Consider the following 17,987-nt stretch of genomic DNA (forward strand, 5'->3'; position numbering starts at 1 on the left):
TTCACCTCGCCGCCATCGGACGGCCAAAGATGCCCTGGGGACGCAGCAGCAGCACGCACAGCAGCACCGCGAACGCGAATACGATCTTGTAGGCCGGCCCGACCACCAGGCTGGCGACTTCCTGCGCGATGCTGAACACCATGATCCCGACGATGGCGCCCACCGGATTGCCGATGCCGCCCAGGATCACGGCCGCGAACATGGGCATCAGCAGCTCCCAGCCCAGCTCGGGGATCACCACCGCCTTGATGCCCAGCAGCACGCCGCCCAGCCCGCAGTAGGCGCCAGCGATGCTCCACAGCGTGATCATCACGCGCCGTCCGCGAATGCCGCTGGCCGCGGCCAGCTCCGGGTTGTCCGCCACCGCCCGCATGCGCCGCCCCGTCGGGGTCATGTGCATCAGGGCAAAGACCAGCGCCAGCGCCGCCAGCGCCGTGCCGACGATGTACAGATCCGTCGGCAGGATGCGCACGCCGCCGAAGTTCCAGGCGCGCGTCAGCGGCAGGTCGAAGGTGTACTGGTCCTGCCCCGCGAAGAACGTGATCGTGCTGCGCAGCGCGAACGCCACGCCGATGGAAGCGATCAGGCGCGACACGTTGGAGCGCGACTCCAGCGGCCGGAACACCCAGGCATAGAAGAAAAGGCTGACCAGGGTGGTCGCCGCCACGGCGGCCAGGCCGCCGGCCAGCATCGAGCCGCCGGCCAGCGCCTGCGTGAAGACGGCCACGTAGGCGCCCAGCGTCATGTAGTCGCCGCTGGCGGCATTGGGAAAGCGGGCGATGCCGAACACCAGCGTGATCGCCAGTGCCGGCAAGGCCAGCAGCATCCCGATCACAACGCCGTTGATCGCGGCGTTGATGACGGTGATTGCATCCATTCTTGTGTTCCCCTTGGTTTTTTTATGCTCAGACCTGGCCGGCGATGACTTCTTTCAGCACCAGCTTGCCGTCATGGATGTCGAAGACGCCGAAGTCCGGCACCGTCTCGCCATGCTTGCCGAAGTCCAGACGCGAGGACGCGCCGTCGTAGTCCACCGGCTTGCCGGCGCGCAGCAGCGCCTGGCCCTGGGCGAAGCCGCTGACCTTCTCGCCGCCGCCCTGCGCGGTGACGGCGCGGATCTTGCCGTTGATGGCTGCCACGTCCGCCGTCGGCCCCGCCGCCTCGATGGCCAGCGCCAAGGTGATCACCATGTCGTAGGACTGCGAGGCGAAGATGTCGGGTTCGCGCTTGGTGCGCTTGCGGAATTCGGCGGCGAAGTTCTTGAACGCCTGGTGCTCATGGGCGGCGACGTTGGAGATCGAGATGATGCCCTCGGTGGCCTCCTTGCCCAGCGCCTTCACCAGGTCTTCGTTGGCGGTCCAGCCGGGCATGATGAACTTGCAATCCTGCCCGGTCTGGAACCATTCCTTCAGGATGATGGTGGCGTCGGGCCGGTAGGCGCTCAGCGAGATCACGTCGGGCTTGGAAGCCAGCACCTTGGTCAGCTCGGTGCGGTAGGTGGTCTGGTTGGGCTCGTAGATGGTGAAGGCGCTGACCTGCCCACCCTTTTCCTGCCACGCGTCGCGGAAGTAGTTGGCCTGGCCGACGAAGGTGGAGTTGTTGAAGGCCATGACCGCCGGCCGCTTGAAGCCGCGCTGGCGCGCCACTTCCGCGAAGGCGCGGCCGAACACGGCGTTGGACGCCTGGAACATCCAGGCCAGCCCCTGCTTGTTCTCGGTCAGCATTTCCGGCGCGCCGCAGGTGTTCATGGTGATGAGGCCGGCCGCGTTGGTGATGGGCATGGCGGCCAGGCCCACCGAGGACGGCCAGATGCCTACCACCGCCTCGACCTTGTTGATCTCGATCAGCTTCTTCACCGCCAGCACCGCCGCGTCGGGCTTGGTCTGGTCGTCTTCGGCGTAGAGCTGGATCTTCCTGCCGGCTGCGCCGCCGGCGGCATTGACCTCATCGATGGCGATCTTGATGGCTTCCAGCATGGCCGGCCCGTAGGGGCCGCCGACGCCGGTGATGGAATTGAGCGCTCCCAGCCGGAACGGCTGGGCCGTTTGCGCCCGGACCAGGGAAGGTACGGCGCCGCAAGCGGCCAGCGCGGCGCTGGCCGCGATGAAGCCGCGGCGGGAAAGATGGGTGGGCTGTGTCATGAAGGTTCCTTGCGGCGTGAACATCTTTGTTCAACTTCGAATAGCCGCCGGCTCTGGTATGGCCGGCGTCCCCTTGTAGCTTGGATGCGACTTCGATACTGCCTGCTGCGGTTTGCCTGCTACGCGATGACTCCTCGGGCGCGCATGCCTGCAATTCTGTCCTCCGCCACGCCGAAGCGCCGCAGCACTTCGTCGGTGTGCTGGCCCATCAGCGGCGCAGCCGTGCGCAAGGCGCCGGGCGTGCGCGAGAACTTGGTCGGAATGCCTATGGTCTTCATCCGGCCCAGCGCCGGATGGTCCAGCTCCTGCACCATGCCGCGCGCCAGGTAGTGGGGATCCTGCATGGCCTGGCCGAAATCGTTGATCGGGCCGCAAGGCACCGAGGCCCGCTCGCAGCGCTCGATCCATTCGGCCGCGTCGGCGCGTGCGAATTCGGCTTCCAGAAGCGGCTCCAGCTCGGCGATGTTGGCCAGTCGGTCGGAATTCGTGATGAAGCGCGGATCGGTGATGAGCTCGGGCCGTTCCAGCACGTCGGCGCACAGGCGCTCCCAGGTGCGCTGATTGGCGGCGCCTATCATGATGTAGCCCTGGCGCGTGCCGAAGGCCTGGTACGGCGCCGACACTCGGTGCCGGCTGCCGGTGCCTTCTGGCACGGTGCCGTCGGCGAAGTAGGCGGCGGCCTCCCACACGAACCAGGGCAATCCGCACTCGGCCAGCGCGATGTCGATGTGCTGGCCTTCGCCCGTCTTCATCTGGTGGATGCAGGCCGCAAGGATGGCGTAGACCGCGGTCAGGCCCGCCCCCACGTCATAGATGGCGATGCCCGACTTCAAGGGCCGCCCGCCGGGTTCGCCCGTCATGCTCATGATGCCGCTCATGCCCTGGGCCACCAGGTCGAAGCCGCCCTTGCCCGCATAGGGACCGGTATGGCCGTAGCCGGAGATCGAGCAATACACCAGGCGCGGATTGATGCGCGACAGCGTCTCGTAATCCACGCCCAGCGACTTGGTGACGCCCACCCGGTAGTTCTCCACCACCACGTCGGCCCAGCGGGCCAGCTCGTACAGCACTTCGCGGGCTTCGGGGTCCTTCAGGTTCAGCGCCACGCCCTGCTTGTTGCGGTTGATCTGCGCGAAACAGGTGGACTCGCCGTTGACGTAAGGGCCCATTTCGCGGGAGTCGTCGCCCGCGCCGGTCTTCTCGACCTTGATGACTTCCGCGCCCAGGTCGGCCAACACCATGGTGCAGTAGGGGCCGGCCATGATCTGCGAAAGATCCAGGATCTTGATGCCGGCAAGGGGGGATGCAGCTTGGCTCATATGCAGTCCGTCTTGGTTCGGTGGCCGCTTCAGCGGCCGATGAATTCGGGGATGCGCTTGGCGGCGAAGGCCTCGCGGCCACGCCGGTAGTCTTCGGTGCCGAAGCAGGCGTAGGCTTCGCTGCGCTCGTCCGCGCTCAGCTCGCGCCCTTCGCGCAACTGGCCGACGAAACGCTTGTGCCAGCGGTTGACCAGCGGCGCCGCCGCGGCGATGCGGCGGGCGCTGGCGTAGGCCTGCTCCGCCACGCGCTCGTCGTCCACGATGCGGCTCAAGAGGCCCTTGGACATGGCCTCCTCGGCGCCGAAGATGTTCCCTTCCAGCAGGATCTCCAGCACTCGCGCCGCCCCGACCACGCTGATCAGGTCGGCCAGTTCCTGGTGGTCCACGGTCAGTCCGATCCGGTTCACGGGGATGCCGTAGCGGCTGTTCCTGCCGCCGATGCGGATGTCGCACAAGGCGGCCAGTTCCAGCCCGCCGCCCACGCACACGCCTTCGATGCAGGCCACCGTGGGATGGCGCAGGTGCTTGAGCGTGTCGGTCATGGACAAGGTGAACAGCGCGTACTCGGCGGCCTGCGCCGCGCCGTCGCGGTCCTCCTCGAAGCCGCCGATGTCGCTGCCGGCGCAAAAGGCGCCGCCCGCGCCGCGCAGCACCACGCAGCGCACCGCGTCGTCGGCGTCGAGCTCGCGCATGACCCGGCCGAACTCCCGGTACATGTCCAGCGTGAACGCGTTGCGCTTTTCCGGGCGGTTCATCAGCACGGTGGCCACGCCGTCGGCGTCGCGGCTCAGGTCTATGCTCATGCCGCTTCCTCCAGCCGCAGCTCGGTGCCCTGCAGCACCACCCGGCCGTCCAGCTCCAGCGTCGCGTCGGTGACGATGGTGTCGTAGTGCGCCGCCGCCTTGACCGTGCCGCCGATGTAGGCGCTGGTGCCCAGCGCCAGCTGGATCGAGCCGTAGACGGATTCGTCGGACAGCATGGTGCCGTCCAGCTGGCAGCGCGGGTTCATGCCCACGCCCAGCTCGCCCAGGTTGTAGACCTGGGGGTCGTTGAAGCTGGCCAGCAGGTCGCGGAACTGCCGCGCCACCGCCCCGCCCTCGATCGCCACCGCCATGCCCTTCTCCATATGGATGCGCACCGGCTCGTCGCGGATCAGCGATACGCCGGGGATGCTGGCGTTCACCACGATCACGCCTTCGGCCGTGCCTTCCACCGGCGCCAGGCTGGACTCCAGGCAATAGCCCGCCGAAATGTCGGTGGTGTTGGCGAAGCCGTGCAGCGCGCGGCCGCGGCGGCCGGCGATGCTCATGGTCACGTCGGTGCCCAGCGCGCTGGTGACGCGGGCGGTGTCGGCCCGGGTCAGCGCATCGGCCAGGCCCTGGATCTGCGGACGCAGCGCGTCGAAGTCGCAGTCCCAGCCTTCGGCCAGGAAGAAGTCGGGCAGATGGGATTCGGGCAGCACGATCACGCCGACCCCGGCGCGGGTGGCTTGCTGGCGCGCGTCGGTGTGCGCGGCATTGGCCCGCGTCAGGGCGATGACCAGGTCGGCCGCCTGCATGGCCTGCGCCACCACCGGCGACAGCTGCCGGCCGTGGCGCGCCGAACCGGCGATCTGCAGCAGATGCAGGCCGGCGCCCGCCTCGTCCACCGCGATGGCCAGCGGTTCGACGTTATGGTGGGTGTGCAGGTCATACAGCACCAGCACTTCCATGCCCGGTTTTGCCGCGCCCAGCTGGCTGACCACCTTGCGCGCGTTCTTCAGTTTCAACAGCGTATGCATGGACTGCTCCTCAGGCCGCTTGCGTGGCGCGCGCGTCGGCCAGGCGCTGAGCCTCGGCCACCGCCCGTTCCAGAATGTCCAGGCCGCGCGCCAGTTCCTCTTCGGTAATGGCGAGCGGCCCCAGGAAGCGGATCACATTGCCGTAAAAGCCTGCCTTCACCAGCACCAACCCGCCCTGATAGGCGGCTTGCACGATATGGGCCGCCAGATCGCCCGCGGGACTGTCGTCGCTCTGGCCGCGCACCACCTCGAACGCCACCATCGCGCCCAGGCCGCGCACGTCGCCGACGATGCTGAACCGCTTGGCCCAGGTCGCGAAGCGTTCGCGCACCTTGGCGCCCAGATCCCGGGCCCGCGCGGCATAGTCCTCGCGCCGCATGACCGCGATGGTCGCCAGCGCCGCCGCGCAAGCCAGCGGGTTGCCGCCATAGGTGCCGCCCAGGCCGCCCACGGCCGGCGCGTCCATCAGGTCGGCGCGCCCCACCAGCGCCGCTATCGGCAGGCCGCCGCCCATGGATTTGGCCAGGGTGTAGAGGTCCGCCTCGATGCCGGCATGCTGCGTGGCGAACCATTCCCCGGTGCGGCAGAAGCCGGACTGGATCTCGTCGGCGATCAGCACGATGCCGTGCTGGGTGCAATAGGCGCGCAGGGCCTGCAGGAAGGCGGGCGGCGCGTCGTGGAAGCCGCCCTCGCCCTGCACCGGCTCGATGATGACGGCCGCGACCTGCTCGGGCGTGATCTCGGTTTCGACCAGGCGGCGGAATTGCTTGAACGCGGCCTCGGCGCATTCGGCTTCGCTCAGGCCCGAGCGGTAGCGCACCGGGAACGGCGCGCGGTAGACCTCGGACGCGAACGGACCGAAGCCGCTCTTGTAGGCCGGCGCCTTGGCGGTCAGCGACAGCGCCATGTAGGTGCGGCCGTGGAAGGCGTTCTCGAAGGCCACCACCGCCTGCCTGCCGGTCGCGCGGCGCGCCACCTTGATGGCGTTTTCCACGGCCTCGGCGCCGGTGGTCTGCAGCATGGCCTTCTTGGGCCAGGAACCGGGCACCAGGTCGACCAGCGTTTCCGCCAGCTCGATGTATTCCGGGTACATGACGATGTTGAAGCAGGTGTGCAGGTAGCGCGCGGCCTGCGCCTGGACGGCGGCCACCACCTCGGGATGCGCGTGGCCGACGTTCAGGGTTCCGATGCCGCCGGCGAAGTCGATGAAGGCGTTCCCGTCCAGGTCGGTCAGCGTGGCGCCTCTGGCGCGCCCCGCGAACACCGGTGGCCCGTTGGCCACGCCCAGGGCGACGGCGGCATTGCGCCGGGCCTGATAAGCCTGGCACTGCGGGCCGGGAAGTTGAGGGGACTGCGCGGCGTCTTTCATTGCCCTGGGCTCCTTGGATGCGTGGGTACGGCGACGAAGTGGAGCCACTATATTCTTGTGCGTTTTATTGTGTCAATGCTAATTTACAAACTAGCATCCTTAATTGTGCACAATCTTGAGTTCAAAAAGATGCTATGCTTTCCGCCACTCAACCCAGGTGCCTACATGCCCAATAAACGCGCCACCGCCCCTGCTGACGCCGCCGCCAAGGAAGCACGCAAGCCGGCCTCCACCCACGAAGTCATCCTGGATATGCGGGAACGCATCGCCTCGCAGGCCTTGCTGCCCGGCACGCGCGTGCCGGAGGAAGACCTGGCCCAGGCCTACGAGATCCCGCGCGCCAAAGCGCGCGAAGTCCTGGCCACGCTGGAAGACCGCGCACTGGTGGAACGGGTGCCCAACAAAGGCGCCGTCGTCGCCCTGGTCGACATGGAAACGACCTACCGGCTGTATCAGGTGCGCGAGGCGCTGGACGGCCTGGCGGTGCGGTTGGCCATCGCCAACGCCACCCCCGCCGATTGGGCCGCGATGCAGGCCCTGCTGGGCGAACCTTTCGAGCAAAGCCTCAAGAGCGGCGACATCGAGGCCCATGTGGCCACGATCGAGCAGTTCCGCAACCACATCAAGGAACTGGCGCGCAATCCGGTGCTGAGCGACATGATCGAACGCATCTACGACCGCACGCGCGTGTCGATGCGCCGGGTGGCCCTGTTGCCGGGCCGCTCAGAGATGGGAATCAAGCAATACCGCGCCCTGCTGGACGCGATGGTGCGCGGCGACGCCGACGAAGCCGAGCGCTGCGTGCGCGAATTGAATGGCAGCGCCCGCGACTATATCGAGCGCTACAAGAACTACGTGATCTGAAGCCATGGCGGCCGGCCCCTTGCGGGCCAGCCTGCCGTGAACCTGCGCGTCAGGGCGCGGCGGGTTCGTCGTAGTTGTTGAGCTTGACGCCGGACACGCCCTGGACGGCGGAAGACGCCGGGGCCTTCTCCGGCGCCTGGGCCGGCGCAGGAGCCTGGGCCGGCGCCGGGGCGGCAGACGCACCCTGCTCTGCGCCAACGGCGGTCCCCGCCTCCGCGCCCGCCGCGGCGCCGGCTTCGGCGCCTTCCTCGGCCGGCCGCGAGGCGCGCAGCTTGCGGTGGGTTTCCTCCTGCTGCGCGATCAGCTTGTCCAGTTCCGCCGCCAGCGCCGTGGACTTGCCGGTGCGGGCCCAGTCGGCCGCGGTCTGGCCCTTGGTGTCGCGGGTGCCCACGTCCGCTCCTGCCTGCAGCAGCAGGTCGACCATGGGCTTGCGGCCCGACAGCGCCGCCATCATCAGGGGCGTTTCGCCATTGGGCGCGGGCGCGTTGGCCATGGCCTTGTTAGCCAGCAGCAAGCGCGCCATTTCCAGCTGGCCCTTCGACGCCGCGTAATGCAACGGCGTCCAGCCCAGGCGGTTGACCTGAGCGCCACGGGCGATGAGTTTCTTGGCCCTTTCGGTCTGGCCGGCGATGGCCAGGTACATCAGCGGCGTCTCGCCGGCGGGATTCTCGGCGTTCACGTCGGTGCGCTTGTCGGCGGCGAGCACGTCGAACACCTTCCACGCGCCGTCCACCACCGCGCGCATCAGCGCCGGCTGGCCGTTCTTGTAGCGCACGTTCGGATCCTCGCCGCGCGCCAGCAATTCCTTGATGTCGTCCGGATAGTCGTTGGCGACGTACACCCACCAATCGCCCGGATTAGCCGCCTGCGCGCCTGCCGGCACGCTCAACCCCAGGGCCAGCGCCAGCAATGCCCCACGGCAACACGACAGGACGAACTTCTGGGAGGACGCGATGCGCTTGGCCATGGAAATCCTATAAATTACTTTAAATAAATTGGATTAGATTATTTCTTTATCTTATTGAAAAGACGGAAGAAATTATCCGTAGAAGCTTGCGCAACCTCAGCCGCGGAAATGCCGCGCAGGTCGGCGATTTTCTCGGCGACGTGGATCACCTTGGACGGGTCGTTCAGCTTGCCGCGGTACGGCACCGGCGCCAGGTACGGCGAGTCGGTTTCGATCAGCAGCCGGTCCAGAGGCACCTTGGCGGCCACTTCGTGCACGATCTGCGCATTCTTGAAGGTCACGATGCCGGACAGCGAAATATGGAAGTTCTGGTCCAGCGCCGCCTGCGCCACTTCCCAGGTTTCGGTGAAGCAATGCATCACGCCGCCGACCTCGGCCGCGCGTTCCTCGCGCAGCATGCGCACCGTGTCCTCGGCGGACGAACGCGTATGCACGATCAGCGGCAGGCCCGTGTCGCGGGCGGCGCGGATGTGGCGGCGGAAACGTTCGCGCTGCCAGTCCAGCGGTTCGGACAGGCGGTAGTAGTCCAGCCCGGTCTCGCCGATGGCCACGACCTTGGGATGCTCCGACAGGCGCGCCAGTTCTTCGGGGCTGGGGTCCGGGGTGTCTTCGTAGTCGGGGTGCACGCCGACCGAGGCCCACAGATTGGCGTGCGGTTCGACCAGCGACATCAGGCCCGGCCATTCCGGCATGTTGACGCTGACGACCAGCGCGTGCGTGACCTGGTTGGCGGCCATCCGGTCAAGAATGGCCGGCAGGTCGGCGGCCAGTTCCGGAAAATTCAAATGGCAGTGGGAATCGACGTACATGATGAGTCTGGAGCTACTACTTATGCCAGGCAGGATAGCACCACGCGCTGCAGGGTCGAGTGGGCAAAAAGCTTGGCGTTGAGGGGATGGGTGGCCAGCGCGCGCTGGCGCGTCAGCCAGCGCGCGGCCTCGGCCACCTTGGCCGTATTCATGCGCGCCGCGACCTGCGCGACGCCGCTGGCCAGGGCCGGAAAATAGCGCGCCGGCGCCCCCGCGCTGGCCAGCATCAGGTCCGTGTACAGGCGCTGCAAGGCGTCGATCCATTCGCTGGCCGCCACTTTTTCCAGGGCCTCGGCCAGCGTGCCCACGTCCGGCGACTGCCCCTTGGACAGCGGACCGACCAGCTGCGTCAGCCAGGGCGGGCAAGCGGCCTCGCCCGACTGCGCCAGCCGCAGCGCCGCCAGCGGCGCGCCGCCCGCGGCGGCCAGCCATTCACGCGCCGGCTCCACGTTCTGTTCGCGCAACCATTGCAGCGCGGTGTCCGGGTCCGGCGCCGGCAGCGGCAGGCGACGGCAGCGCGACACCAGGGTCGGCAGCAAGCGGTCCGGCGCGTCGGCGACCAGCAGGAACACCGTATGCGGGGGCGGTTCTTCCAGCACCTTGAGCAAGGCATTGGACGACACCACGTTCAGCGCGTGGGCCGGATACAGCAGCGCCACGCGCCAGCCGCCGCGGTGGGTGGCGGTGTTGAACCAGGATTCCAGCGAGCGGATCTGGTCGATGCGTATTTCCTTGGACGGCGCGCGCTTGGCGGCGCCCGTGGCGGGTTCGGCGTCTTCCGAGGGCTCGGCGGCGTCCGCCCCCTCTTCCACGGCGACGGCCTCGGGCCGGATGCGGCGCAAGTCGGGATGGTTGCCGCTGGCGAACCAGGCACAGGCGGCGCAGTGGCCGCAGGCCAACCCGTTCACGGGGGACTCGCAAAGCAGACTGGCGGCCGCCGCGACCGCGAAGTCCAGCTTGCCGATACCGGCCAGTCCGTGGATCAGCCAGGCGTGCGCGAAGCGGTCGCGGTTGCCCAGCCAGTTCCGCGCGGTTTCCTCCTGCCAGGGCAGGAATTGCGGCGCGTTGGACGTAGCGCCTTCCTCGTCCTTGGTGGCGCGGGTGGCGTTCATGCCGCCTGTCCCAGCAATTCGCGCAGCCCCGCTTCCAGGCCGGCGCGGACCTGAGCGATAGTCTGGGTCGAATCGACGACGCGGATGCGCTCGGGATCGGCCTTCGCGCGCGCATGGTAGGCCTCGCGGGTGCGCTCGAAGAACGCCGCGCCTTCGCGCTCGAAGCGGTCGGGCTCGCGCGCATCGGCCAGCCGCGCGCGCGCCACTTCCAGCGGCACGTCGAAGAGCCAGGTGCGGTCGGGGCTGCCCGCCTGCATCCAGTCTTCCAGCGCCGCCACGCGCGCCGCGCCCAGGCCGCGGCCGCCGCCCTGGTAGGCGTAGGTCGCGTCCGTATAGCGGTCGCAGACCACCCAGGCGCCGCGCGCCAGCGCCGGCTCGATGACCTGGCGCTGATGCTCGCAGCGAGCCGCGAACATCAGCAGGGTCTCGGTGTCCAGGCCCATCGGGTCGGACAGCAGCAAGGCGCGCAGCTTCTCGCCCAGCGGCGTGCCGCCGGGCTCGCGGGTGGACACCACGTCCAACCCCTGCGCGCGCAGGAAATCGGCGATCCAGACGGTGTGCGTGCTCTTGCCCGCGCCGTCGACGCCCTCCAGCGTGATAAAGCGTCCGCGCGTGGTCATTGGTCTTGTCCTTGTGCTGGTGCCGGGGTCGGATCCTGGCTCGATTCTGGCGTGGGCTGCGCAGCGGGCGCCGGAGCCGGGCTGGGGCTGGCGGACGGCGCCGGAGCCTGACTGGAACTGCCGGAGGCCGCCGGGCCGCCGTTGGCCGGGCCGCGGTTCGACGCCGGCGCCGGCGCGGCATTCTGGCCCTGGCCCTGGCCCAGGATGTAGCGCGAAACGTTGCGGTTGTGCTCGGACAGGTTGACCGAGAACTCGCTGGTGCCGTTGCCACGGGAAACGAAGAAGAGGTACTTGTGCTGCTCGGGCTGCACCGCCGCCAGCAGCGCCGCGCGGCCCGGCGCCGCGATCGGCGTGGGTGGCAGGCCGGGACGGGTATAGGTGTTCCAGGGCGTGTCGGTCTGCAGGTCGCGCTTGCGGATGCGGCCTTGGTAGGCCTCGCCCATGCCGTAGATCACCGTGGGATCCGTCTGCAGCAGCATGCCGATCTTGAGCCGGTTGGTGAATACGCCGGCCACGCGGCGACGGTCTGGTCCATGGCCGGTTTCCTTTTCCACGATGGACGCCAGCACCAGGGCTTCGTAGGGCGTGGTCACCGGCAGGTCCGACTGGCGCTGGGCCCAGGTGTCGCGCAGGATGCGCTGGCCTTCCTGATAGGCGCGGCGCAGCAGATCGTAGTCGGTGCTGCCAGGGGTGAAGATGTAGGTGTCCGGGAAGAACAGCCCTTCCGGCTGCTTGATATCGGACCCCAGGCGTTCCATCAGTTCTTCATCGGTGGTTTCGCCCAGCGTCTGCTTGACGTCGGGATGCGAGCGCAGCGCCTGGCGGATCTGGCGGTAGGTCCAGCCTTCCAGGAAGGTGATCTGCCGCTGCGTCATGTCGCCGCGCGCCAGGCGTTCGAGCAGTTGCCAGGGCGAGTCGCCGTTGATGGCCTGGTAGCCGCCGGCCTTCATCTGCTTGTCGAGTTCGGACAGGCGCGCCATCCAGATGAAACCCGGCTCCCAGACCGGCACGCCGGCCTCGTTCAGGACGCGCGCAACCGTGCGCGGACTGCTGCCCGGATCGACCACGAAATCGATCCTGTCGGACGACAGATGCATGGGTTTGTGCATCCAATACCAGGCGCCGCCCACGGCCGCGGCGGCGGCCAGCGCGATCAGCAGGAACAACCACAAGACGTAAAAAAAGAGTCGCTTCTTCATAAGTGTCGGAAGTTTAATTGATCGCGCGGACCTGGCGCGCCAAAAGAGGGGCCAGAACGCTGCGCACGTCCCTGCGCGCGGCGGGGACATGGCCCTGCCGGCAGGGGAAGGCGGCTATCATCTGCTCTTTGACGATGCGAGCAACACCGCCTCCATGCACGCTTTCCATACTTCGATTCCCGCGCGCGCCGAAGGTTGCGCGCAAGTCGCGCCGCTGGAAGATTTCCAGGTCTTCGCGGCTTCCGGCGCGGACGCCCTCACCTTCCTGCATGGCCAGCTGACGCAGGACGTCACCGGCCTGCCGCAGGACGCCGCCCGCCTGGCCGGCTACTGCACGGCCAAGGGCCGCCTGCTGGCCACGCTGGTCATGTGGCGCGGCGCCCTCGGCAGCGCGGACGACGCGCCCCAGCTTTACGGCATGGTGCGCCAGGACCTGGCCCCGGCCCTGCTCAAGCGCCTGTCCATGTTCGTGCTGCGCGCCAAGGCCAAGCTGGCGGCCACGCCGCTGCACGTGGCGGGCGTCACGGCGGCCTCGGACGCCGACGCCGCCGCGCTGGAAGCCGCCGCCGGCGCGCTGCCGCGCGAGCCCTGGCAGCGCGCCGACTTGCCTTCGGGCACCTGGATCGCCGCCCCGTCCGCCGGCGCGGACCTGCGCTGGTGGTGGATCGCGTCGGACGAACAGCTGGACCAGTCGGCCGCGCTGGCAGGCGCCTTGGGCCTGGCCTCCGCCGCGCAATGGCACGCCGCCGACCTGGCCGCCGGCATACCGTGGATCACCACGGCCACCCAGGACGTGTTCATTCCGCAGACGGTCAACCTGGACCTGATCCAGGGCGTCAGCTTCACCAAGGGCTGTTATCCCGGCCAGGAAGTCGTGGCGCGCAGCCACTACCGCGGCACGGTCAAGCGCCGCATGGCCTACGGCACCATCGCCGACGCCGCCGTGCAGGATCAGGCACTGGCCGGCGTGGACGTCTACGACGCCACCCAGCCGGGCGAGCCCACCGGACGGATCGTGGATGCCGCCGGCAAGGATGGCGTCGTGTCGGTGCTGTTCGAAACCACTCTGGCGGCGTTGCCGGAAGGCGACCTGCGCCTGGGCGCCGCGGACGGTCCGCGCATTGCGGCGGCACCGCTGCCCTACTCCATCACGCCCTGAGTCCGCGGCCCGCCATGCGCTGAATCCCCGGCCCGCCCTGCGCGGGCCGATTTCATTGCGGCCCTAGGCCGCCACGCCGAACAGCGCGCCCACGCCCGCCGTCACGGCCATGGCCAAGGCGCCCAGGACCGTCACCCGCAATGCGGCCGGCCCCTTGGGCGCGCCCCCGGCCTGGGCCGCCAGCGCACCCAGGCCGGCCAGACAGACGACGGATGCGCCTATGACCCAGCCGATGAGCTGCGGCACGGGCACGACCGCCGCCACCACCAGCGGCAGCGCCGCGCCCCCGGCGAACGATGCCGCGGACGCCACGGCAGCCTGCACCGGCCGGGCACGGTTGTGCAGGGAGATACCCAGTTCATCGCGCGCATGCGCGTCCAGGGCGTCGTGGCTGGTCAACTGGCGCGCCACCTGCTCCGCCAGATCGCGCGTCAGGCCGCGGTCCACGTAGATGCCGATCAGTTCGTCCAGTTCCTCGCCGGAGTTGCGCTTGAGCGAGCGCTGCTCCATGCGCAGGTCCGCGGCTTCCGTGTCGGCCTGGGACTGCACCGACACGTATTCGCCCGCCGCCATCGACAGCGCGCCGGCCACCAGGCCGGCCAACCCCGAGGTCAGGATGGCTCCGTGCGTGGCTTGCGCCGCGGCGACGCCGGTGATGATGCTGGCGGTGGAGACGATGCCGTCGTTGGCGCCCAGCACTGCCGCGCGCAGCCAGTTGCTGCGGAAAATCCGATGGTGTTCTTTTGAAGGCATTGCCAGCTACCTGTGCGACGCGCGACAAACGCGCGGCGGATCCGGCCGCCTGGACGGACCCGCCGCGCGCGGGAGATTCAACGCGGCGTCACGCGCACCGCGGTAAGCAAGCCTATCACGCAAAGCGTGGCTTGCTCGCCGTCGTAGGCATGGACTTCCACCTGGCAGACGGACAGGCGCTTGCCGGGCTTGACCACGCGGCCGCTGGCCACGTAGCGGCTGCCCTTGGCGGGCGCCAGGAAGTTCATCTTGAACTCCGAGGTCAGCACATCCTCGCCCGGCGCGAACAGGCTGTAGGCGGCGTAGCCGCCCGCGCTGTCGGCGATGGTGGTGGAAATGCCGGCATGCAGAAAGCCGTTCTGCTGGCACAGGTCGGCGCGGTAAGGCAGCACGATGTCCACCCTGCCCGGCTCGACCACGTCCAGCTGCGCGCCCAGCAACTTCATGATGCTTTGCCGGGCGAAGCTCTCCTGGACCCGGCCGGCCGGGTCCAGCGGCGCTTGCGAGGGTGCCATGTCAGTCCTGCTCGCGCTTGACCAGGTTGACGATGCTGGAGAAGTCCAGCTTGCCCGAACCGCCGGCGCTATGCAGCGAATACAGATTGCGCGCCAGCTCGCCCAACGGAATCGAGGCCCGCGCCGACAAGGCCGCCTCGGCCGCGAGGCCCAGGTCCTTAAGCATCAGGTCCACGCCGAAACCGCCCGCGTAGCCCTTGGACGCCGGCGCATGCTCCATCACGCCGGGCCAGGGGTTGTAGAGTTCCGTGGCCCAGTTGCGGCCCGAGCTCTTGGCGATGATGTCCGACAGGACCTTGGGATCCAGCCCGTTGGCCACGCCCAGCGCCAGCGCCTCGGAGGTGCCCGCCATCAGGATGCCCAACAGCATGTTGTTGCAGATCTTGGCGACCTGGCCCGCGCCGGCCGGGCCGGCATGGAAGATGTTCTTGCCCATCTTTTCCAGGATCGGGCGGGCGCGTTCCAGCGCCGCGGTCTGGCCGCCGACGATGAAGGTCAGCGTGCCCGCGGCCGCGCCGCCCGTACCGCCAGAGACCGGGGCGTCGATCATGGCGATGCCGCGCACGTCGGCCGCCTGCGCCACCTTGCGCGCCGAATCCGGCGCGATGGTGCTGCATTCGATGACCAGCGCGCTCGACGGGATCTTGCCCAGCAGGTCCTCGCCCAGGTACAGGCCTTCCACGTGCTTGCTGGCCGGCAGCATGGAAATCACCACCTCGGCGCCCTTGACCGCTTCCGACGCGGACGCGGCGGCCTTGGCGCCGGCGTTCGTCAGGCTCTTGACTGTCGCGGGCACCAGATCGTAGACCGTCACGCTGTGGCCGGCCTTGACCAGGTTCAATGCCATGGGCGCGCCCATATTGCCCAAACCGATAAACGCGATGCTGCTCATGATGTCTTGTCTCCTGTTGCTATTGCTATAGGTGTGGAACCATCGTGTACTGCGTTGCGGCGCCGGCGGGCGGCGGCGGAACCGCCGCCGCGGGGCGCTAGCGCCCTTCCTTGCCCAGGTCGTCCAGCGGGTGGGGCTCGCCCTCGGGCCAGGGCTCGTCAAAGAATTTCTGCACCCAGGCGTCGGTCGCCATGTCGATGACGGCCGGGTTCCAGCGCGGCTTCTTGTCCTTGTCGATCAGCAAGGCGCGGATGCCTTCCGCGAAATCGCCGTGGGCGGTGCAAGCCAGCGCCGCGATGTACTCGACACGGAACACGTCGTCCAGCGAACGCAGGCGCAACCGCTGCTGCAGCGTGAACGCCAGGCGCACCGACCCCGGGGAACCCGCCAGCATGGTCTGCGCGGCGCGCGCCAGCCAGGGATCCTCGTGGTCCTTCAGCGCGGCCAGCTCTTCGTAGATGTCGTCCAGGCGGTTGCCGTTGCACAGGCTGTTGATCAGGAACGAATGCTGGCGCAGATGGCCCGGCGCAAGCGGCGTCTTGGGTTCCAGCGCCGTCAGGGCGCGGCGCAGCAGGCCGTCGTTGATCGAGCGCGGCGGAATGGCGTCTTCCGCCCCGCCCGCCGCCTGCCCGGCCCAGGGTTGCTCTTCCAGCGAGGCCAGCAGCTTGGGCCAGTCCGCGTGGTCCAGACGGAAATCCGCCAGGCCGGCGAAGAATGCGTCCGACGTGCCCAGTTGCGCGCCGGTCAGGGCCAGGAACAGGCCGATGCGGCCAGGCATGCGGTTCAGCAGCCAGCTGCCGCCCACATCCGGGAACAGGCCGATCGTGACTTCCGGCATGGCCAAGCGGGAACTCTCGCTGACCACGCGGTGGCTGGCGCCCATCATCAGACCGATCCCGCCGCCCATGACGATGCCATGGCCCCAGCACAGCACGGGCTTGGGATAGGTGTGGATGCGGTAGTCCAGGCGGTATTCGTGTTCGAAGAAGCGGCGCGCGTAGGCGTTGTTCCAGCCTGGCTTGCCCGCGTTTTCGCTCATGCTGCGGTACAGGCCGTGCAGGTCGCCGCCGGCGCAGAAGGCCTTGTCGCCCGCGCCCTGCAGGACCACCAGGGCCACGCCGGGATCATGCGCCCAGGCATCCAACTGCGAGGCCAGCAGGTCCACCATTTCCAGCGACAGGCCGTTCAGGGTCTGCGGCGAATTCAGCGTCGCGATCCCGAACCCCACTCCATTGGCAGCGGTTTTTTCTTCGAACAGCACCGGTGCATTCATCTTATGTCGGCTCCTTTTTCCAACAATTGGCGGGCGATGATCACGCGCATGATCTCGTTGGTCCCCTCCAGAATCTGATGAACGCGAGTATCGCGCACCAGACGCTCCAAGGGATAGTCCCGCAGGTATCCATAGCCGCCGTGGATCTGCTGCGCGTCCAGGCAGATCTGGAAACCCATGTCGGTGGCGAAGCGCTTGGCCATGGCGCAATAGGTCGCCGCGTCGGGCGCACCGGCATCCAGCTTGCAGGCGGCCAGGCGCACCATCTGACGGGCCGCCACCAGATGCGTCGCCATGTCGGCCAGCTTGAACTGCAGGGCCTGGAACTCGGCCAGGCGGCGGTTGAACTGGCGGCGTTCGTCCATGTAGCGCCGGGCCGCGTCCAGCGCGCCTTGCGCCGCACCCACCGAGCAGGTGCCGATGTTGATGCGCCCGCCGTCCAGGCCCTTCATGGCGATCTTGAAGCCCTCGCCTTCCTGGCCCAGCATGTTGGCGGCCGGCACCCGCACGTTCTCGAACGTGATGGGCCGTGTGGACTGGCTGTTCCAGCCCATCTTCTCTTCCTTGCGGCCGTAGGCTATGCCCGGGCTGTCGGCGGGAATCGCGAACGCGCTGATGCCGCCCGCGCCCTCGCCCCCGGTGCGCGCCATGACCACCAGCAGGTCCGTGTCGCCCGCGCCGGAAATGAAGGCCTTGGCGCCGTTGACGATGTATTCGTCGCCCTGGCGTTGCGCCCGGGTCGACAGCGACGCGGCGTCCGAGCCCGCCCCGGGCTCCGTCAGGCAGTAGGAAGCCAGCTTCTGCCCGCTGGCCAGCAACGGCCCCCAGGCCTCGCGCAAACCGGGCTGGCCCCAGTTGCCGACCATCCAGGTGGCCATGTTGTGGATCGTCAGGAAGGCCGTGGTCGAGGGGTCGACCGCCGCCATTTCCTCGAACACCAGGGTGGCGTCCAGGCGCGGCAACCCCAAGCCGCCGATGTCCTCGCTGGCGTAGATGGCGCAGAAGCCCATCTCGCCGGCCCGCGCGAACGCCTCGCGCGGGAAGATGCCTTCGGCGTCCCAGCGCGCGGCGTGGGGCGCCAGTTCACCCTCCGCATAGTCGCGCGCCGCCTGCGCAAAAGCGCGTTGCTCGTCGGTCAGTTCCAAGTCCACAGCCTGTCTCCTGTTGTACTGAGTATTGTCTGTTGGCGTTGCTGCCGTCTCGTGAACGCCAGCC

18 protein-coding genes are annotated in these 17,987 nt (G+C 68.4%); 2 read left to right on the plus strand and 16 right to left on the minus strand.

Annotated features, from left to right (window positions below):
- Position 1 precedes the first annotated feature (1 nt).
- From HWY37_RS23615 to gabT, 6 genes are all read right to left on the minus strand, one after another.
- Entirely contained in the window at positions 2-877 is an 876-nt protein-coding gene (locus tag HWY37_RS23615) for a branched-chain amino acid ABC transporter permease (protein WP_175208791.1), read from the minus strand.
- A gap of 28 nt (positions 878-905) precedes the next feature.
- Positions 906-2,141 (minus strand): ABC transporter substrate-binding protein, encoded by a 1,236-nt coding sequence (locus tag HWY37_RS23620; RefSeq protein ID WP_246302390.1) that lies wholly within the window; start codon positions 2,139-2,141, stop codon positions 906-908.
- 119 nt (positions 2,142-2,260) lie between these two features.
- Positions 2,261-3,460 (minus strand): CaiB/BaiF CoA transferase family protein, encoded by a 1,200-nt coding sequence (locus tag HWY37_RS23625; protein WP_176089985.1) that lies wholly within the window; start codon positions 3,458-3,460, stop codon positions 2,261-2,263.
- Between the two features lie 29 nt (positions 3,461-3,489).
- Complete coding sequence (locus HWY37_RS23630) at positions 3,490-4,263, minus strand: enoyl-CoA hydratase/isomerase family protein (protein ID WP_175208788.1); 774 nt, start codon at positions 4,261-4,263, stop codon at positions 3,490-3,492.
- Positions 4,260-5,240 (minus strand): aminopeptidase, encoded by a 981-nt coding sequence (locus HWY37_RS23635; RefSeq protein ID WP_175208787.1) that lies wholly within the window; start codon positions 5,238-5,240, stop codon positions 4,260-4,262. Before HWY37_RS23635 ends, HWY37_RS23630 begins: the two co-directional genes overlap by 4 nt.
- 10 nt (positions 5,241-5,250) lie before the next feature.
- On the minus strand, positions 5,251-6,609 hold the full coding sequence (gene gabT / locus HWY37_RS23640; RefSeq protein ID WP_175208786.1) for a 4-aminobutyrate--2-oxoglutarate transaminase: 1,359 nt from the start codon (positions 6,607-6,609) through the stop codon (positions 5,251-5,253).
- Between the two features lie 165 nt (positions 6,610-6,774).
- Between gabT and HWY37_RS23645 the strand changes: the two genes are divergently transcribed.
- Complete coding sequence (locus tag HWY37_RS23645) at positions 6,775-7,473, plus strand: GntR family transcriptional regulator (RefSeq protein WP_175208785.1); 699 nt, start codon at positions 6,775-6,777, stop codon at positions 7,471-7,473.
- Positions 7,474-7,522: 49 nt separating this feature from the next.
- On the opposite strand, the gene HWY37_RS23650 is transcribed toward HWY37_RS23645, so the two are convergent.
- Genes HWY37_RS23650 through mltG form a run of 5 tightly spaced genes read right to left on the minus strand, consistent with a single transcriptional unit; the run spans position 7,523 to position 12,180 of the window.
- Complete coding sequence (locus HWY37_RS23650) at positions 7,523-8,440, minus strand: ankyrin repeat domain-containing protein (RefSeq protein WP_175208784.1); 918 nt, start codon at positions 8,438-8,440, stop codon at positions 7,523-7,525.
- A gap of 38 nt (positions 8,441-8,478) precedes the next feature.
- Positions 8,479-9,249: a TatD family hydrolase gene (locus HWY37_RS23655; protein WP_175208783.1), complete on the minus strand. Its 771-nt coding sequence runs from the start codon at positions 9,247-9,249 to the stop codon at positions 8,479-8,481.
- 20 nt (positions 9,250-9,269) lie between these two features.
- Complete coding sequence (holB, locus tag HWY37_RS23660) at positions 9,270-10,361, minus strand: DNA polymerase III subunit delta' (RefSeq protein ID WP_176089986.1); 1,092 nt, start codon at positions 10,359-10,361, stop codon at positions 9,270-9,272.
- Positions 10,358-10,981 carry a dTMP kinase gene (gene tmk / locus HWY37_RS23665; protein ID WP_176089987.1) on the minus strand — a complete coding sequence of 208 codons (624 nt, stop codon included), beginning with the start codon at positions 10,979-10,981 and terminating at the stop codon, positions 10,358-10,360. Before tmk ends, holB begins: the two co-directional genes overlap by 4 nt.
- Positions 10,978-12,180 (minus strand): endolytic transglycosylase MltG, encoded by a 1,203-nt coding sequence (mltG, locus tag HWY37_RS23670; RefSeq protein WP_176089988.1) that lies wholly within the window; start codon positions 12,178-12,180, stop codon positions 10,978-10,980. The genes tmk and mltG overlap by 4 nt, the downstream gene beginning before the upstream one ends.
- Before the next feature lie 154 nt (positions 12,181-12,334).
- Between mltG and ygfZ the strand changes: the two genes are divergently transcribed.
- A complete protein-coding gene (gene ygfZ / locus HWY37_RS23675) occupies positions 12,335-13,339 on the plus strand; it encodes a CAF17-like 4Fe-4S cluster assembly/insertion protein YgfZ (RefSeq protein WP_176089989.1) in 1,005 nt (334 codons plus the stop codon).
- Positions 13,340-13,402: 63 nt separating this feature from the next.
- Here ygfZ and HWY37_RS23680 read toward each other — a convergent pair whose 3' ends face one another.
- From HWY37_RS23680 to HWY37_RS23700, 5 genes are all read right to left on the minus strand, one after another.
- The gene (locus HWY37_RS23680) at positions 13,403-14,092 is read right to left on the minus strand and encodes a VIT1/CCC1 transporter family protein (protein WP_175208326.1); all 690 of its coding nucleotides are present in this window, start codon (positions 14,090-14,092) and stop codon (positions 13,403-13,405) included.
- A 77-nt stretch (positions 14,093-14,169) separates the two neighbouring features.
- Positions 14,170-14,607: a PaaI family thioesterase gene (locus HWY37_RS23685; protein ID WP_176089990.1), complete on the minus strand. Its 438-nt coding sequence runs from the start codon at positions 14,605-14,607 to the stop codon at positions 14,170-14,172.
- A 1-nt stretch (position 14,608) separates the two neighbouring features.
- Positions 14,609-15,661, minus strand: a complete 1,053-nt coding sequence (gene mmsB / locus HWY37_RS23690) for a 3-hydroxyisobutyrate dehydrogenase (protein ID WP_281372266.1) — start codon at positions 15,659-15,661, stop codon at positions 14,609-14,611.
- Positions 15,597-16,772: an enoyl-CoA hydratase/isomerase family protein gene (locus HWY37_RS23695; protein ID WP_176089991.1), complete on the minus strand. Its 1,176-nt coding sequence runs from the start codon at positions 16,770-16,772 to the stop codon at positions 15,597-15,599. The genes mmsB and HWY37_RS23695 overlap by 65 nt, the downstream gene beginning before the upstream one ends.
- Positions 16,769-17,923 (minus strand): acyl-CoA dehydrogenase family protein, encoded by a 1,155-nt coding sequence (locus HWY37_RS23700; RefSeq protein ID WP_175208330.1) that lies wholly within the window; start codon positions 17,921-17,923, stop codon positions 16,769-16,771. Before HWY37_RS23700 ends, HWY37_RS23695 begins: the two co-directional genes overlap by 4 nt.
- Positions 17,924-17,987 lie beyond the last annotated feature (64 nt).

Origin of the sequence: Achromobacter anxifer, assembly GCF_903652925.1 — a bacterium.
In the GTDB taxonomy this organism is placed as follows: domain Bacteria; phylum Pseudomonadota; class Gammaproteobacteria; order Burkholderiales; family Burkholderiaceae_B; genus Achromobacter; species Achromobacter anxifer.

What these genes read in the sequence shown, in the direction of transcription:
- mltG (WP_176089988.1), bottom strand. Translation starts at nt 12,180, where the DNA reads ATGAAGAAGCGACTCTTTTTTTACGTCTTGTGGTTGTTCCTGCTGATC.
- holB (WP_176089986.1), bottom strand. Translation starts at nt 10,361, where the DNA reads ATGAACGCCACCCGCGCCACCAAGGACGAGGAAGGCGCTACGTCCAAC.
- HWY37_RS23630 (WP_175208788.1), bottom strand. Translation starts at nt 4,263, where the DNA reads ATGAGCATAGACCTGAGCCGCGACGCCGACGGCGTGGCCACCGTGCTG.
- HWY37_RS23620 (WP_246302390.1), bottom strand. Translation starts at nt 2,141, where the DNA reads ATGACACAGCCCACCCATCTTTCCCGCCGCGGCTTCATCGCGGCCAGC.
- HWY37_RS23650 (WP_175208784.1), bottom strand. Translation starts at nt 8,440, where the DNA reads ATGGCCAAGCGCATCGCGTCCTCCCAGAAGTTCGTCCTGTCGTGTTGC.
- ygfZ (WP_176089989.1), top strand. Translation starts at nt 12,335, where the DNA reads ATGCACGCTTTCCATACTTCGATTCCCGCGCGCGCCGAAGGTTGCGCG.
- tmk (WP_176089987.1), bottom strand. Translation starts at nt 10,981, where the DNA reads ATGACCACGCGCGGACGCTTTATCACGCTGGAGGGCGTCGACGGCGCG.
- HWY37_RS23685 (WP_176089990.1), bottom strand. Translation starts at nt 14,607, where the DNA reads ATGGCACCCTCGCAAGCGCCGCTGGACCCGGCCGGCCGGGTCCAGGAG.
- HWY37_RS23615 (WP_175208791.1), bottom strand. Translation starts at nt 877, where the DNA reads ATGGATGCAATCACCGTCATCAACGCCGCGATCAACGGCGTTGTGATC.
- HWY37_RS23695 (WP_176089991.1), bottom strand. Translation starts at nt 16,772, where the DNA reads ATGAATGCACCGGTGCTGTTCGAAGAAAAAACCGCTGCCAATGGAGTG.
- HWY37_RS23655 (WP_175208783.1), bottom strand. Translation starts at nt 9,249, where the DNA reads ATGTACGTCGATTCCCACTGCCATTTGAATTTTCCGGAACTGGCCGCC.
- HWY37_RS23625 (WP_176089985.1), bottom strand. Translation starts at nt 3,460, where the DNA reads ATGAGCCAAGCTGCATCCCCCCTTGCCGGCATCAAGATCCTGGATCTT.
- gabT (WP_175208786.1), bottom strand. Translation starts at nt 6,609, where the DNA reads ATGAAAGACGCCGCGCAGTCCCCTCAACTTCCCGGCCCGCAGTGCCAG.
- HWY37_RS23680 (WP_175208326.1), bottom strand. Translation starts at nt 14,092, where the DNA reads ATGCCTTCAAAAGAACACCATCGGATTTTCCGCAGCAACTGGCTGCGC.
- HWY37_RS23635 (WP_175208787.1), bottom strand. Translation starts at nt 5,240, where the DNA reads ATGCATACGCTGTTGAAACTGAAGAACGCGCGCAAGGTGGTCAGCCAG.
- HWY37_RS23645 (WP_175208785.1), top strand. Translation starts at nt 6,775, where the DNA reads ATGCCCAATAAACGCGCCACCGCCCCTGCTGACGCCGCCGCCAAGGAA.